Consider the following 16323-nt stretch of genomic DNA (forward strand, 5'->3'; position numbering starts at 1 on the left):
AGGGAGATGAAATGAAGAGACGTCAGTCTTTCAAACTTAGAGGAGATTTCTCCTTGATCACCACTGTTCTGTTATTATTGGCATTTGGAGTGGTGGCAGTCTACATTGCAGTTTCGAATGATTATCCTGACTTGGTTTGGTCAATTTTAGGCCAACAGGTTGCCTGGATTGTTTTAGGATGTATGATTAGTTTTGTCGTCATGCTCTTTAATACAGAATTTTTATGGAAAGTAACGCCCTATTTGTATGTCTTTGGCTTGGTCTTAATGGTCTTGCCCCTTTATTTTTACAACCCAACCCTGGTTGCTTCGACCGGTTCTAAAAACTGGGTGGCTTACAAGGGGATCAGCCTTTTTCAGCCATCAGAGTTTATGAAAATTTCTTATATCTTGATGGTCTCTCGTGCGATTGTTCATTTTTTACGAAACAATAGGGAAGAAGATCGGACGCTAAAAAAAGACTTTTTTCTCATTCTCCAAATTGCTGCCTATACCATACCGGTCCTAGGGCTTCTAGCCTTTCAACATGATTTTGGAACCTCCTTGGTATTTATGGCTATCTTCTCAGGAGTAGTCCTTATTTCAGGGGTCTCTTGGAAAATCATTTTACCAGTCTTTTTGACCCTCGCAGGTGGAATTGCTCTCTTTTTGGCCGTCTTTCTATCCGACGGTGGGCGGGCCTTTCTCCATCAAACTCTGGGGATGCCCACCTATCAGATGAACCGCATTTTAGCCTGGTTGAATCCTTTTGATTATGCACAAACCATGACCTTCCAACAGGCTCAGGGACAGCTGGCCATTGCCAGCGGTGGTCTATTGGGGCAAGGTTTTAATGTATCTAATCTGTTGATCCCGGTCAGGGAGAGTGATATGATTTTTACGGTCATCGCGGAAGATTTTGGATTTGTAGGAGGACTGTGCCTCCTTCTCTTATACATGTTTCTAGTTTATAAGATGTTGCGCATTACCCTGAAATCTAATAATCAATTTTACACCTATATCTCAACTGGTTTCATCATGATGCTGGTCTTCCACATATTTGAGAATATTGGGGCTGTAACGGGGATCTTGCCTCTCACTGGAATTCCCTTGCCATTTATCTCACAAGGAGGATCCGCTATTGTGAGTAACCTTATTGGGATTGGTTTATTATTATCCATGAGCCATCAAAATAGGGTGAGTGAAGAACGGAAAAAAGAAAGTCGACTATTGAGACAGAAACAATTGAGTCGACTACACGAGAAAGGAATAATTTGATATGACAAAAGTAGCAGTGATGTTAGCAAATGGTTTCGAGGAAATCGAAGCCTTGACCGTTGTCGATGTTTTGCGAAGAGCAGCAATCGAGTGTTTGATGGTTGGATTTGATCCAGAAGTGACAGGTTCCCATGGGATCACAGTGAAGGTTGATGAGGTCTGGTCCGGTTCGTTGGATCATTTTGATGGCATTGTCCTTCCAGGAGGGATGCCGGGAGCAGCAAATCTACGCGACCATGAGGGCTTGATTCAGTCTTTAAAAGAAGCCCATGAACAAGGAAAAAGTCTAGCAGCTATTTGTGCAGCTCCGATTGTCTTGGATCGCGCTGGACTACTTGATGAAAAACGCTATACCTGCTATGATGGCTTTGAAAAAGAAATTGGAAGAGAGCATTATGTGAAAGAAGCAGTGGTCCAGGATGGTCACATTTTGACCAGTCGGGGTCCTGCAACAGCACTTGCTTTTTCCTATGCCCTGGTCAACCATTTTGGGGGAGATGCCACAGCGTTGAGAGAAGGGATGCTCTATCAAGATGTTTTTGGAACATCGGCCCCTTAGTTGTTGAGAAGAAAAATGAAGGTAGGAAAATTCCTGTCTTCATTTTTTTATCGTCTAGATTTCTTAAAATATAAATGCTTTTTGAATGAAAGTAAAATAGGTGGGAGATGACTGTAAAAAAACCGTGAAAACATTGACTTTACAAGCAATTTTTTGAAAAATATGGTATAATTGAAGCTATGGATTATCATGATTTTATATGGGATCTTGGTGGGACTTTATTGGACAATTATGAGACCTCTACAAAAGCTTTTGTAGCGACCTTACAGTATTTCCAAAGGGAGGCTGATCATGATTCTGTTTATGCAGCTTTAAAGGTTTCCACGGATTATGCTGTTCAGCAATTTGCCGCAGACCTTCCAGACTTTCTGGGAGAGTATAAACAGCGAGAGAAAGAAGCTCTTGAAATCCCCTGCTTATTCGAGGGGACTGAAGAGTTATTGCATCGTCTGACAGTGGTCGGAGCCCGTCATTTTTTGATTTCTCACCGTGACCATCATGTAGAGACCATCTTAGAAAAAACAGGGATTCGTCATTACTTTACAGAAGTTGTGACAGCTGATGATGGTTTTCCACGTAAACCAGATCCTACGTCCATGTTGTATCTAAAAGACAAGTATGCGATTGAGTCTGGCTTGGTAATTGGAGATCGCCCGATCGATATCGAAGCTGGTCAGAGAGCTGGTATGGCGACCTATTTGTTTGACTCAATGGATCAATTAAGTGCCTATATTTTTAATTAGAAAAGGGAAAGAATGACAGAAGAATTGAAGCAAGAAACGACTGGTCAAGAATATGATGCCAGTCAGATTCAGGTTTTAGAAGGTTTAGAAGCAGTTCGGATGCGTCCGGGGATGTATATCGGATCCACTTCTAAAGAAGGTCTTCACCATTTGGTCTGGGAAATCGTCGATAACTCAATCGATGAGGCCCTTGCAGGATTTGCTAGCCATATCGAAGTCTTTATCGAAGCGGACAATTCGATTACAGTCGTCGATGATGGACGGGGAATTCCGGTTGACATTCAAGAAAAAACGGGTCGTCCAGCGGTTGAGACTGTCTTTACCGTTCTCCATGCGGGAGGAAAATTTGGCGGTGGTGGTTACAAGGTGTCTGGTGGACTCCATGGAGTTGGATCATCCGTCGTAAATGCCTTGTCGACTCAGTTAGATGTTCACGTCCATAAGAATGGCCAAATTCATTACCAAGAATACAAACGCGGACAAGTCGTTGCAGATCTTGAAGTGATCGGTGAAACAGATCGAACTGGTACAACCGTTCATTTTACTCCAGACCCAGAGATTTTCACAGAAACCACTGAATTTGACTTTGACAAGTTGAATAAACGGATTCAAGAATTAGCCTTTTTGAACCGTGGTTTACGGATCTCGATCACGGACAAGCGTGAAGGGCAGGAGCAAACGAAAGATTACCACTATGAGGGTGGGATTGCTAGTTATGTAGAATACATCAACGAAAACAAGGATGTCATCTTTGAAACTCCGATTTATACCGATGGAGAATTGGATGATATCACGGTTGAAGTAGCCATGCAGTACACGACTGGTTATCACGAAACCGTCATGAGTTTTGCCAATAACATCCATACCCATGAAGGGGGAACTCATGAACAAGGTTTCCGTACAGCTTTGACCCGTGTTATCAACGACTATGCGCGTAAGAATAAACTTCTCAAAGACAATGAAGAAAATCTAACAGGGGAAGATGTCCGGGAAGGGTTGACGGCAGTGATTTCTGTCAAACACCCAAATCCACAGTTTGAAGGACAAACCAAGACCAAACTTGGAAACTCTGAAGTGGTGAAGATTACCAACCGCTTGTTCAGCGATGCCTTCTCTGATTTCTTGTTGGAAAATCCGCAGATTGCTAAGAAAATTGTCGAAAAGGGAATTTTGGCTGCCAAAGCGCGTGTTGCTGCTAAGCGCGCCCGTGAAGTCACCCGTAAGAAATCTGGTTTAGAAATCTCAAACCTTCCTGGTAAATTAGCAGACTGTTCATCTAACAATCCAGCTGAGACAGAACTCTTCATCGTCGAAGGAGACTCTGCCGGAGGATCTGCTAAATCAGGTAGAAACCGCGAGTTCCAGGCGATTCTCCCTATTCGGGGGAAAATCCTCAACGTGGAAAAAGCCAGCATGGATAAGATTTTAGCCAACGAAGAAATTCGTAGCATTTTCACAGCTATGGGAACTGGTTTTGGTGCAGAATTTGACGTATCGAAAGCCCGTTATCAAAAATTAGTCATCATGACAGATGCCGATGTCGATGGAGCTCATATTCGAACCCTCCTCTTAACCTTGATCTATCGCTATATGAAACCAGTTTTGGAGGCAGGCTATGTTTACATCGCCCAACCACCAATCTATGGTGTAAAAGTCGGTAGTGAAATCAAAGAATACATCCAACCAGGAGCCAACCAAGAAGCAGAATTGGCTGAAGCCTTGGAGCGCTATTCTGAAGGTCGTTCCAAACCAACGATTCAACGATACAAAGGTTTGGGTGAGATGGATGATCATCAGCTCTGGGAAACAACGATGAACCCAGAACATCGCCTCATGGCGCGTGTGACAGTTGATGATGCAGCAGAAGCAGATAAAATCTTTGATATGCTCATGGGGGATCGAGTAGAACCTCGTCGTGAATTTATCGAAGAAAATGCCGAATATAGTACACTTGATGTATAAAATTCTGCGATATTTGCCAATTATTCGAATATTTATGATATAATAACTACGATTACTTTCAAGTAATTTAATGAAGGAGTTTTTATATGTCTAGTGGACTAATTATTCTCATTATTGTCATTGGGGTCCTCTTGGTTTTAGGATATGTAGTGGCAGTCTTATTGAGAAAGCGTAACGAAGCCTTACTGGCATCTCTGGAAGAACGAAAAGAACAGTTGTATAACCTTCCGGTAAATGATGAAGTAGAAGAAGTGAAGAATATGCATTTGATTGGTCAAAGTCAAGTTGCATTTCGTGAATGGAATCAAAAATGGGTGGACCTATCCCTCAATTCTTTTGCTGATATCGAGAACAACCTCTTTGAAGCAGAAGGCTACAACAATTCTTTCCGCTTTTTAAAAGCCAAGCAAGCAATTGGAAATATTGAGAGTCAGGTTCAATTGATTGATGAAGATATCAAGGCCATCCGTCAAGCTTTATCTGAATTAAAAGAAAAAGAAGAAAAGAATAGCGGTCGGGTTGTTCATGCCTTGGATATGTTTGAAAACTTGCAAAGACAAGTAGCTTCTGATCCAGACGCATACGGCCCAGCACTTCCCGAAATCGAGAAGCAAGCTGAAAATATTCAAGTTGAGTTTTCAAAATTTGTAACCTTGAATTCATCAGGTGACCCTGTTGAAGCTGCAGAAATTTTGGATACGGCTGAAAACCACATTGTAGCCTTGACGCATATTGTTGAAAAAGTTCCTGCAATTGTGAAGGATGTCCAAACAACTCTTCCTGATCAATTGGAAGATTTGGAAGCTGGTCATCGCAAACTATTGGAGTCTGGTTATCATTTTACAGAGACCGATTTGGAAGCACGTTTCCAACAATTGCATGCAGCTTTGAAAGCCAACCTACAAAATGTTGCTGCTCTTGAATTAGATAATGCGCTCTATGAAAATGAGCAGATTCAAGAAGAAATCAACGCCTTGTATGATATTTTCACTCGTGAAATTGAATCACACAAAGTTGTTGAAAAATTGGTCAAAGCCTTACCAGGTTACCTTGCCCATGCGAAGGAAAATAACAAGCGTTTAGCAGAAGAAGTTGAACGTCTCAGCAAAACATTTGAAAGCAAAGAACTCAAGGAAAATCATTTGAAAGAGTTAGAAGCTGAATTAACAGCTCAAGAGCTCGTTGTAGAAGATGCCTTGAAGGATACATCTGAAACTCAAAAAGCCTACTCTATCCTTCAAGAAGAGTTAGAAGCGATTGAAGAACGTTTGAAAGAGATTGAAGATGATCAAATTGCATTGAGCGAAACCTTGTCTAAGATTGAGAAAGACGACACCAATGCTCGTCAAAAGGTAAATATCTACGCCAACCGTTTACATGCCATTAAGCGTTACATGGATAAGCGTAACTTACCTGGAATCCCTCAATCCTTCCTAACTATCTTCTTCACTGCAAGTGATAACACAGAAGCTCTCTTGGCTGAGTTAGAAGGTCGTCGTGTCAATATTGAAAACGCCAACCGTCTCCTGGATATTTTGACCAACGATATGACAGAGTTAGAGGAAGAAACCTACAAATTAGTACAATATGCTACTCTAACAGAGCAGTTGCTTCAATACTCAAATCGCTATCGTTCATTCGACGATCATGTTCAAGCAGCGTTTGATGAAGCCTTGTACATCTTTGAAAAAGAGTATGACTATCCTGCTTCATTCAAAGTCATTTCAGAAGCATTGGAAACAGTAGAACCAGGAGTAACAGAGAGATTTGTTACCTCATTTGAAAAAACAAGAGAATCCATCCGATTCTAATCCAAAACATCCAGGAGAACATTCCTGGATGTTTTTTTATGGAAATGAAGCTGTGATGGGAAAGGGAAGGATAGAAAAAGGAGATGAGTCCATGAAAGTTTTAATTGCTCCAGATTCATTCAAAGAAAGCTTACCTGCGAAAGATGTAGCGGAAATTATTGCAGAAGGCTTGCGTCAGTCTCTCCTCGATGTAGAACCGGTCACCTGTCCTGTTGGAGATGGTGGGGAAGGGACAGTGGATGCCATCAGCTACTCATTGGGATTGAAGGAAACTTTTACCCTTGTCACAGGTCCATTTGGAGAGCCGGTAGAAATGCGGTATATGGAGAAGGATTCTTTGGTTCTCTTTGAAGTAGCCGACTTGATCGGTTTAGGAAAAATTCCAGTTAATCAACGCCGTCCACTTGACCTAGAAACCCGAGGAATTGGTGAACTGATTTGTTATTTAATCAAACAGGGGAAAAAGGAGATTTATATCGGGGTTGGAGGAACAGCGACCAATGATGGTGGGCTAGGACTTGTAGCAGGTCTAGGCTACCAATTCTATGATCGAGAAGGAAGAGAATTAAAGGCCTGTGGACAAAGTCTTTTAGAATGGGATTCCATCCGTAAAGAGGAAGCGTTCAAGATCCCAGACAATGTCCAGATACAGATCTTAGCAGATGTTTCCAATCCCTTATGTGGACTAAATGGTGCGACCTATATTTTTGGAAAACAAAAGGGGCTCAGTCCCAATATGTTTGAGCAAGTGGATCAAGCTATTTACAGCTTTTACGAAATGCACTGTCCAAGTATTTTGAATCAAGCAGGGATGGGAGCTGGTGGAGGTCTTGCTGCGGGTCTTTGTGCCTTCGCGCAAGCGAGACTGGTATCAGGAATCGATAGCTGTTTAGATCTGATCGACTTTGATTCCAAAGTAGCAAATGCAGACTTGGTCATTGTCGGTGAAGGACGACTGGACCATCAGAGTCTATCCGGGAAAGCTCCGATAGGGGTTGCGAGACGAACCCCAAAAGGAATCCCAGTAATAGCCATTTGTGGTAGTCTTGCAGATAATTTACCAAGTCTCCCATTTGAAAATATAGTCGGTGCCTTTTCTATTACGAAACATCCCGATAGTTTAGAGCAACTTCTGAAGGATGTGAGGGAAAATCTTCTCTTTACAGCTAGAAATATCGGAAATCTATTAAGCATAGAAAAAAGCGGTTAAACCGCTTCAAATTGAAGATAAAGTCTTCAGAAAAACTTTCCTTAGGTGAGTACGGACGTCAGCGAACTTTTTCAAAGTTCCATGACTAATTATTGAGCCTAAGATCTCAATAATTCCGAATGCCTGGAACAATTATGTTTCAGGCATTTTTCTCACAGCGGAAAGTTTTTGATCTTCGTAAATAACTAAAAATTAAAAGTCATTTTTGATAATCATCTAACTGTTTTATGTAAAACAATAGCTTGTCTACATACTCAAGCGGTTAAACCGCTTTTTTCCATCTAATGTTTAATACTAATAAAATGTCTAAGGGACAGCTCTGATTAACCAAACCATTTTTTCCAAAGAGATGGTTTGGTCGGCTTCTTTTCTTCCTCCCAGAGATCCGAAAAAGCAGATCGGAGGTCCTTGTCAGTAGTGGTCACTGGTGCATCTGTATGAATCACGAGCCCAAAAGGAGAGGAGTCGTGTTCCTCCGAAACAATAGTAGCCTGGCAACCAAATTCTTTTGCTTGTTTTAGATAGCTCAACTGGACGCTAGAATCAACATTTGGAGAAATCTTGACAAAGAGAGGGCTAGCTTGTTCATTCAAGCTTTTCAGCACCTTCAAAAAGCCCTTCTGAAGCTGAGGACTATTGCTAGTTTTTAAATCGGCATATCCTAGAACACGCTCTTCAAATGTACCTAGAAAGCGACGTTGTTCATCAGGATTTAATTTTAGGCCACCGTTAGCCTTTTCCATAATTTCTTTAGATAGATCAGTCATAAGAATAGTATATCATACTTTAGGTTGAAAATGCCAAACGAATAAAGGCTGTTCCAAACAAAAAGAAAGCGATTTCTTGATAAAGTTAAGGAAAATCTGCACAAAGATAACGTTTTTTCTTGAAAAACGCGTATTTTTAAGGTATCATAGAGGTGTAAAAAATTTAAACTCAAAGGAGAGTAAGAAATGTCAATTATTACTGATGTTTACGCTCGCGAAGTCCTAGACTCACGCGGTAACCCAACACTTGAAGTAGAAGTGTATACTGAATCAGGTGCTTTCGGACGTGGTATGGTTCCATCTGGAGCTTCTACTGGTGAACACGAAGCAGTTGAACTTCGCGACGGTGACAAATCTCGTTACGGTGGTCTTGGAACTCAAAAAGCTGTTGACAATGTAAACAACATCATTGCTGAAGCAATCATCGGTTACGATGTTCGTGATCAACAAGCTATTGACCGTGCAATGATCGCTCTTGACGGTACTCCTAACAAAGGTAAATTGGGTGCGAACGCAATCCTTGGTGTGTCTATCGCTGTAGCTCGTGCTGCTGCTGACTACCTTGAAATCCCACTTTACAGCTACCTTGGTGGATTCAACACTAAAGTTCTTCCAACTCCAATGATGAACATCATCAACGGTGGTTCTCACTCAGATGCTCCAATTGCTTTCCAAGAGTTTATGATCTTGCCAGTTGGTGCACCTACATTTAAAGAAGCTCTTCGTTACGGTGCTGAAATCTTCCACGCTCTTAAGAAAATCCTTAAATCACGTGGTTTGGAAACTGCCGTAGGTGACGAAGGTGGATTCGCTCCTCGTTTCGAAGGAACTGAAGATGGTGTTGAAACTATCCTTGCTGCGATCGAAGCTGCTGGATATGTACCAGGTAAAGACGTATTCATCGGATTTGACTGTGCATCATCAGAATTCTACGATAAGGAACGTAAAGTCTACGACTACACTAAATTCGAAGGTGAAGGCGCTGCTGTTCGTACATCTGCAGAACAAATCGACTACCTTGAAGAATTGGTTAACAAATACCCAATCATCACTATCGAAGATGGTATGGATGAAAATGACTGGGACGGATGGAAAGCTCTTACTGAACGTCTTGGTAAGAAAGTTCAATTGGTTGGTGACGACTTCTTCGTAACTAACACTGACTACCTTGCACGTGGTATCCAAGAAGGTGCTGCTAACTCAATCCTTATCAAAGTTAACCAAATCGGTACTCTTACTGAAACTTTCGAAGCTATCGAAATGGCTAAAGAAGCTGGTTACACTGCTGTTGTATCACACCGTTCAGGTGAAACTGAAGATTCAACAATCGCTGACATCGCAGTTGCAACAAACGCAGGACAAATCAAGACTGGTTCACTTTCACGTACTGACCGTATCGCTAAATACAACCAATTGCTTCGTATCGAAGACCAACTTGGTGAAGTAGCTGAATACCGTGGATTGAAATCATTCTACAACTTGAAAAAATAATCTAGTTAACTAGATACAAAAGATCCTTGAGTTTTCTCAAGGATCTTTTTTGTTATCGAGCCAAACAAAAAATCCTCAACTAGATAGTTGAGGAATCGTTTTATTAGAACAAGCCTTTGATTTTATCAACAGCACCGCTGACGAGATCGTTTCCAGCAACAAGAGCTTTGGCTTGTTCTAAGTAGTCACCAAGGTTATCCTTGTTGTTATCGATAAATTTTTTAGCAGCATCGAAATCTTTCTTTTCGATCATTTCTTTGACTTGGTTAAATAAATCCATTGGGTTCATGAGTTTTCTCCTATAACCTATTTATTATTATCACTATTTAATCACTTTTTAACCAAACTAGCAAGCGTTTTGATTGTTAGTTGAAGAGGACACAAACCGCCTCTGGTACGTGGAAATCATGGCTTAATTCAGTCAATCTACCACTCGTTTTATCGCGTTTAAAAACAGTGGCATTGTCTGAATCTTGATGAACTGCAATGAGATATTCTTGGTCCGGACTAAGAATGAAATCACGTGGATTGAGTCCATTGGTTGGAACGATTTCCAGAAGCACTAAGCTACCATCTGCCAAGATTTCATAAACTGCAATGGAGTTATGGGCACGATTTGAGGCATAGAGGAATTTCCCATCCTCTGAGAGGCGAATAGCAGCGGCCCATTTTTGACCTTCATACTCTTTAGGTAGGGTTGAGATGGTTTGGAAATGTTCAAAGTAGCCAAGTCCGTCATAGAAAAGGACATCGATGGTAGCGTTTAATTCGTTAATGAGGTAGGCGGTCTTGTAATGAGTATGGAAAATGATATGACGCGGACCAGCACCTGGAGCAGTTTGGTAGGTTTGAGCTTCCGTCAGTTTCCCCAGATCATCGATTTGGTAGACCACGACTTGATCAGTCCCCAAATCACAAGTGATAAGCAACTTATCTGGAGTAAGATCTGCATAGTGAACATGGGGACTGGATTGGTTTTCGTGAGGTCCAGAACCCTGATGAGTCGCTTGATCGACCAAGGTCAAATGACCATCTTCATGGATGCGATATGAGAGGACTTGTCCCTTGTGGTAGTTAGCTCCATAGACCAAGCCACGCGCCTCATCAACAGAGACATAACAGAGGGGCGCCCCTTCCTCGACCACATGATTGATTAACTGGTGATCAGGACTAAAGCTTGCAATGCCGCCAAGACCTTGCTCCGCACCCACACTGTATAAGAAACCAGCTTTTGAAAAAGCGAGATAGGTTGGGTTTGGCTCTTGAGCAACTAGTTCTAAGTCGCTAAGTTGACCAGTTCTTTCATCGAAGGAAGCCTTATAAATTCCTTTAGAGTCTCGTTTGGTATAGGTTCCGAAATAAATATCTTGCATCACATGCACCTCGACTTTGTTGATAGCTCCATTATATCAGAAAAGAAGGGGATGGAAAACGATTAGGTGAAGGATTGACAAGCTAAGCATTAAAAAAAAGCTCACATTTCAGCTATATCGTGAAATTATGGACTAAAAATGCTAAAATAAAGACAGATTGAAAACGAAGGAGATTCCCGTGGAACATAAAGAAAAAGATTTTAGTTTATCCTGGTTTTTTAAATGGTTTGTAGATAATAAAGCCATTACTGTTTTTCTAGTAACCTTACTGATGGGATTGAATATTTTAGTTCTCAGCAAGATTAGTTTTATTTTTACACCCCTGTTAGAGTTTGGAGCAGCAGTCATGCTACCAGTCATTATTTCAGGGCTCCTCTATTATTTGTTAAATCCAATCGTGGACTTTTTGGAAAGGCACCGAGTCAAACGGATCATTGCAATTTCCATCGTCTTTATTTTGATCGCGCTTCTCATTTTATGGGGCTTGGCTGTCGCTATTCCAGCTATTCAACATCAAGTTCTTAGTTTTATGAAGAACCTGCCAGATTACTTGGAAAAGGCCAATAGGACCATCGATGATGTCTTAGACAACAAAGTGTCGCCAGAAATCAAGCCTCAGCTGGATGAATGGACCAGCCAATTGTCGCAGAATATTACCAGTTGGGCGAGTTCTTTTTCCGCCCGAGCAGTCAACTGGGTCAGCAATCTGATTACTGTCGCCTCTCAGGTCATTATCGCTTTGATTATTATGCCTTTTATCGTCTTCTATCTTTTGAGAGATGGAAAGAACTTAAAAGGGCAAATCATCCGTTTCTTGCCAACCAAGATTCGTAAATCTGCAGACAAAGTACTGTCTGATGTCAATACACAATTGGCTAATTATGTCAGAGGTCAGATTACTGTTGCTATCATCGTAGCTTTAATGTTTATTCTTCTGCTTAAGATCATTGGGCTTCGTTACGCTGTGACACTCGGTGTAACCGCTGGTTTTTTGAACTTGATACCATACTTGGGCAGCTTCTTGGCCATGCTCCCAGCCTTAGTCTTGGGGTTGGTGGCAGGACCAGAGATGTTTGTCAAAGTCGTCATTGTCTTTATTGTTGAGCAAACAATCGAGGGACGTTTCGTTTCCCCACTTGTCTTGGGGAGTCAGCTCAATATCCACCCAATCACGATTCTGTTTGTATTGATTACTTCTGGCTCTATGTTTGGAATCTGGGGAGTCTTCTTAGGAATCCCGGTTTATGCTTCGGCTAAAGTAGTCATCAGTGCTCTATTTGAATGGTATAAAGAGGTCAGTGGTTTGTACGAAAAGGACGAAGTTGAGGAAATTCAAAGTGAAGAATAGTCAAAAAATTCTAGAAGCAATTGAGAAACAAGAGCTAGATCGTCTGCCAGCTTATTTGGATAAGGCTTTGCTAGAAGATGATCCAGCTACCTTGTTAGAATTGGGACAATATTTTGAAAGTATTGGTTTTTACCCAGAAGCCAAGCAAACCTACTTGCATCTGAGAGATGATTATCCAGAGGTCTATCTGAGTCTAGCCACTATCGTAGCGGAAGATGGACTAATGGAAGAAGCCTTTGCTTATTTGGAAGAAATCCCGGAAAGTTCGGAATGGTATCTAGCCAGTCTCTTAGTCAAGGCAGACCTCTACCAAAGTGAGGGCTTGGCAGATGTGGCTCGAGAAAAACTGATGGAAGCAGCGACTCTTTCAGATGACCCTATTATTCAACTAGGCTTGGCAGAGATTGATTTAGAACTTGAAAATTACCAAGAAGCCATTCAAGAGTATGCTCAGTTAGACAACCGTCTCATTTTAGAAGAAACGGGCATTTCCACATACCAGCGGATTGGCTATGCTTATGCGAATCTGGGTCGGTTTGAGTCTGCTATTGAGTTTTTAGAAAAGGCCTTGGAAATTGAGTTTGATGACCAGATTGCCTATGAATTGGCAACCCTTCTCTCTGACCGAGAAGAGTATCAACGTTCTCTGATCTACTTCAAGCAGATTGATACACTGTCGCCAGACTTTGAAGGGTATGAATACGGCTATGCCTTGGCTCTTCAAGCTGAAAATGACCGAGAAACAGCGTTAGCAATAGCAGAGCAAGGAATCCAAAAGAATCCTTTTGACGCTTATCTCCTCCTTCTAGCCTCCCAATTGGCCTACGAGTTGCACCAGCCAGAAAAAGCAGAGAAGTATTTGTTAGAAGCCAAAGAAGTTGCTGAGGATCTTGAAGATATCGCCCTTCGTCTGACAACTCTTTATCTGGAACAGGAACGTTATGAAGACGTCCTTGAATGGCAAGAAGTGGAAGTGGAAAATGTCGTCACCCGTTGGAATATCGCTCGTGCCTTGGTAGCACTCGAAGAGGTTGAAAAAGCGGCTCCGATCTATGAAGAGCTCTACCCAGATTTGAAAGAAAATCCAGAGTACTTAGAAAGCTATAGTTACCTCTTGAGAGAGTTGGGACAAATCGCAAAAGCCCGGGAAGTGGCAGAAGGCTATTTGCAGCTAGTCCCAGATGATGGGCAAATGCAAGCTTTCTATGAGAGCCTGTTAGAAGATTAACTACTTGACCCTTGAAGGGCGGGAATCAGAACAAGTTTGTATCATGGTTCGGTCCCGCTCTTTTTTAATCAGTCTTTCTGTTATTGTCCTTGAGAATATGGTATACTGGAAGGGCTAAAAAGAAGACAAGATGAATGAGGGAGAAGATAATGGAACCGGTGAAATTGTTTCAATACAATACCTTGGGGGCTTTGATGGCTGGTCTCTATGGAGGATCCTTTACGGTTAAAGAATTACTAGAGCATGGAGATTTAGGAATTGGGACCCTGGACTCAATCGATGGCGAATTGATTGTCTTAGATGGTAAGGCTTATCAAGCTAAGGGTTCAGGAGAGGAACCAGAGATTGTGGAAGTATCTTCAGATGCGACTGTCCCCTATGCAGCCATTGTTCCCCACCAGGCCGAAGTGATTTTTCGACAACGCTTTGAAATGACAGATGAGGAGTTAGAGGCTCGCATTGAATCTTATTACGATGGCGAAAATTTGTTTCGTTCCATCAAGATTCACGGTGATTTCGCCAAAATGCATGTGCGCATGATTCCCAAATCAACTTCGGAGACCAAGTTTGCAGATGTAGCAACCCATCAGCCAGAATTTACACGAGAAAATGTTACAGGAACCATTGTTGGTTTTTGGACGCCAGAGATGTTTCATGGGGTCAGTGTAGCAGGCTATCACCTTCACTTTATCTCAGATGACCATACCTTTGGAGGACATGTTATGGATTTTGTCATCAAAGAGGGCATCGTCGAAGTTGGAGCCATTGATCAATTGGACCAACGCTTTCCTGTCCAGGACCGCCAGTATCTCTTTGCCAAGTTCAACGTTGACCAGGTCAAAGAGGATATCCACAAATCAGAATAAAACAAAAGGGCTGAGATGATTCTCAGCCCTTTTTATTACTCATTGATGCGCATAGATTTGATCTTTTCTTCTTCAGGGGTGACCCGTAGGGTTTTCTGACCGGTATAGGTTACAAATCCAGGTTTTCCTCCGGTCGGTTTGTTGAGTTTTTTTGTTTCAATCATGTCGACTTGGACCAGATTGGACAGGCGTCCCTTAGAGAAATAGGCTGCAAGCTCAGCTGCATCGGTTTTGACCTCATCTGAAGGGTTGAGGTTACCTGTAATGACCACGTGACTACCTGGAATATCCTTAGCGTGGAACCAGAGTTCGTCCTTTTTAGCCATTTTGAAGGTCAATTCTTCGTTTTGAAGATTGTTCCGGCCGACCAGAATAATGGTCTTGCCATCTGATGCTAAGTACTTCTCTGGTTTTTTCCGTTTGTGGATCTTTTCTCGGTTGCGTCGTTTGATAAAGCCTGTTTGGATCAGCTCTTCGCGAATCTCGGCTACTTCAGAAAGGCTGGCTTGGGCCAGAGCGGTCTCGACCGTCTCTAGGTAGGAGATAGTTTCCTTGGTTTCCTGGATGAGAGAGGTCAAATGTTTGACGGCTTCTTTTAGCTTCTGGTAACGCTTGAAGTAGCGTTGAGCATTTTGACTGGGGGTCAAGGCCTTATCCAAAGCAATGGTAATAGGCTGGTTGGTATAGTAGTTGTCCAAGGTGACCTGGTCTTGATCATTTGGGACTTGATGGAGGAAGGTAGTGAGTAGTTCGCCTTTTTGACGGAATTCTTCGGCATTTTCTGTCGCTGCTAGTTCGGCTTCCTGTTTGGCCAATTTTTTCCGGTTCTTTTCTAGCTCATTATCCACCTTGCGGATTAGTTCCCCAGCTTGTTGTTGGACCCGGTCGCGCTCAGCCTTGTCCAAGTAGTAGTGGTCGAGTAGATCTGATAAGGTTTCAAAGGTCTCCTCCTGGCTATCTGCATAAGCGAGAGCAGCAAAAGATTTTTTCGTTAGACGGGGATCTGTTGGAGCTTCAAAGAATGCTCGGAAGGTTTTTAATTTTTCTCCGCTTTCTAATCGACTGGCCAATTCTTGAGCAGTATCTCGACCAAGACCCTGGAAATGGGTTTGAAGGTTTTTAGGTGTCAACTCTTCTCGGTGAAGAAAGGCGAATAAGGCTTCGTCTTTAATGGTAAAGGGGTTGACCGCTTCGGTTTTTGGAGGAGCTACATAGGTTGATCCAGGGAGAATGGTCCGGTAGCTATTTTGTGAGAAGCCCACATGCTTGATTGCTTCGATGATTTTTCCAGTTGCCTTGTCCAGAAGAATGATATTGCTGTGCTTACCCATGATTTCAATAATCAGGGTTACAGATATATCATCCCCAATCTCATTTTTATTGGAGACGGCAATTTCTAAAATACGGTCATTCTCCAGTTGCTGGATCTGCTCAATGACTGCCCCTTGGAGATACTTGCGCATGACCATGATAAAGGTATTAGGGAAGGCAGGATTCTCAAAATTGGTCTGAGTCCGTTGGATCCGACCAAAAACAGAGTGGGAAGACAGCAAGAGTTTTTGATTCTTGCGATTGCTACGAATTTGTAAAACCAACTCTTGTTCAAAGGGTTGGTTAATTTTTTGGATGCGACCATATAGGAGTTCGCTTTGTAATTCATTCACCATATGGTGTAAAAAAAATCCATCAAAAGACATGGGGTTCCTCAA

General features: G+C 42.1%; 14 protein-coding genes. 10 read left to right on the forward strand and 4 right to left on the reverse strand.

The genetic code is table 11. The features are described from left to right. Positions 1 to 11 precede the first annotated feature (11 nt). From EAI95_RS00745 to EAI95_RS00770, 6 genes are all read left to right on the forward strand, one after another. A complete protein-coding gene (locus EAI95_RS00745; protein WP_129821907.1) occupies positions 12 to 1256 on the forward strand; it encodes an FtsW/RodA/SpoVE family cell cycle protein in 1245 nt (414 codons plus the stop codon). A 1-nt stretch (position 1257) separates the two neighbouring features. Continuing rightward, positions 1258 to 1815, forward strand: a complete 558-nt coding sequence (locus tag EAI95_RS00750; protein ID WP_006595944.1) for a DJ-1 family glyoxalase III — start codon at positions 1258 to 1260, stop codon at positions 1813 to 1815. A gap of 179 nt (positions 1816 to 1994) precedes the next feature. Then, a complete protein-coding gene (locus tag EAI95_RS00755) occupies positions 1995 to 2558 on the forward strand; it encodes an HAD-IA family hydrolase (protein WP_129821908.1) in 564 nt (187 codons plus the stop codon). A 12-nt stretch (positions 2559 to 2570) separates the two neighbouring features. Continuing rightward, a complete protein-coding gene (gyrB, locus tag EAI95_RS00760; protein WP_129821909.1) occupies positions 2571 to 4520 on the forward strand; it encodes a DNA topoisomerase (ATP-hydrolyzing) subunit B in 1950 nt (649 codons plus the stop codon). A gap of 86 nt (positions 4521 to 4606) precedes the next feature. Continuing rightward, on the forward strand, positions 4607 to 6331 hold the full coding sequence (gene ezrA / locus EAI95_RS00765; protein WP_006595947.1) for a septation ring formation regulator EzrA: 1725 nt from the start codon (positions 4607 to 4609) through the stop codon (positions 6329 to 6331). 91 nt (positions 6332 to 6422) lie between these two features. Further along, positions 6423 to 7541: a glycerate kinase gene (locus EAI95_RS00770; protein ID WP_048714933.1), complete on the forward strand. Its 1119-nt coding sequence runs from the start codon at positions 6423 to 6425 to the stop codon at positions 7539 to 7541. Between the two features lie 323 nt (positions 7542 to 7864). On the opposite strand, the gene EAI95_RS00775 is transcribed toward EAI95_RS00770, so the two are convergent. Further along, the gene (locus EAI95_RS00775; protein ID WP_048714904.1) at positions 7865 to 8308 is read right to left on the reverse strand and encodes a DUF1694 domain-containing protein; all 444 of its coding nucleotides are present in this window, start codon (positions 8306 to 8308) and stop codon (positions 7865 to 7867) included. Between the two features lie 186 nt (positions 8309 to 8494). Here EAI95_RS00775 and eno point away from each other — a divergent pair, with 186 nt between their 5' ends. Beyond that, complete coding sequence (gene eno / locus EAI95_RS00780) at positions 8495 to 9799, forward strand: surface-displayed alpha-enolase (RefSeq protein ID WP_000022813.1); 1305 nt, start codon at positions 8495 to 8497, stop codon at positions 9797 to 9799. A 103-nt stretch (positions 9800 to 9902) separates the two neighbouring features. Here eno and EAI95_RS00785 read toward each other — a convergent pair whose 3' ends face one another. Together EAI95_RS00785 and EAI95_RS00790 are read right to left on the reverse strand one after the other, a co-directional pair. After that, entirely contained in the window at positions 9903 to 10088 is a 186-nt protein-coding gene (locus EAI95_RS00785) for a hypothetical protein (protein WP_129821910.1), read from the reverse strand. A gap of 76 nt (positions 10089 to 10164) precedes the next feature. Continuing rightward, complete coding sequence (locus EAI95_RS00790) at positions 10165 to 11175, reverse strand: lactonase family protein (protein ID WP_193775102.1); 1011 nt, start codon at positions 11173 to 11175, stop codon at positions 10165 to 10167. A 175-nt stretch (positions 11176 to 11350) separates the two neighbouring features. Here EAI95_RS00790 and EAI95_RS00795 point away from each other — a divergent pair, with 175 nt between their 5' ends. From EAI95_RS00795 to budA, 3 genes are all read left to right on the forward strand, one after another. Beyond that, a complete protein-coding gene (locus EAI95_RS00795) occupies positions 11351 to 12520 on the forward strand; it encodes an AI-2E family transporter (RefSeq protein WP_048691022.1) in 1170 nt (389 codons plus the stop codon). Continuing rightward, positions 12510 to 13748 carry a tetratricopeptide repeat protein gene (locus EAI95_RS00800; RefSeq protein WP_023027056.1) on the forward strand — a complete coding sequence of 413 codons (1239 nt, stop codon included), beginning with the start codon at positions 12510 to 12512 and terminating at the stop codon, positions 13746 to 13748. Before EAI95_RS00795 ends, EAI95_RS00800 begins: the two co-directional genes overlap by 11 nt. A 149-nt stretch (positions 13749 to 13897) precedes the next feature. Beyond that, positions 13898 to 14614 carry an acetolactate decarboxylase gene (budA, locus tag EAI95_RS00805; protein WP_048714898.1) on the forward strand — a complete coding sequence of 239 codons (717 nt, stop codon included), beginning with the start codon at positions 13898 to 13900 and terminating at the stop codon, positions 14612 to 14614. 35 nt (positions 14615 to 14649) lie between these two features. Here budA and EAI95_RS00810 read toward each other — a convergent pair whose 3' ends face one another. Further along, the gene (locus EAI95_RS00810) at positions 14650 to 16311 is read right to left on the reverse strand and encodes an NFACT RNA binding domain-containing protein (RefSeq protein ID WP_048714896.1); all 1662 of its coding nucleotides are present in this window, start codon (positions 16309 to 16311) and stop codon (positions 14650 to 14652) included. Positions 16312 to 16323 lie beyond the last annotated feature (12 nt).

The organism is Streptococcus sp. bf_0095 (assembly GCF_004166885.1).
Classification (GTDB): Bacteria; Bacillota; Bacilli; order Lactobacillales; family Streptococcaceae; genus Streptococcus.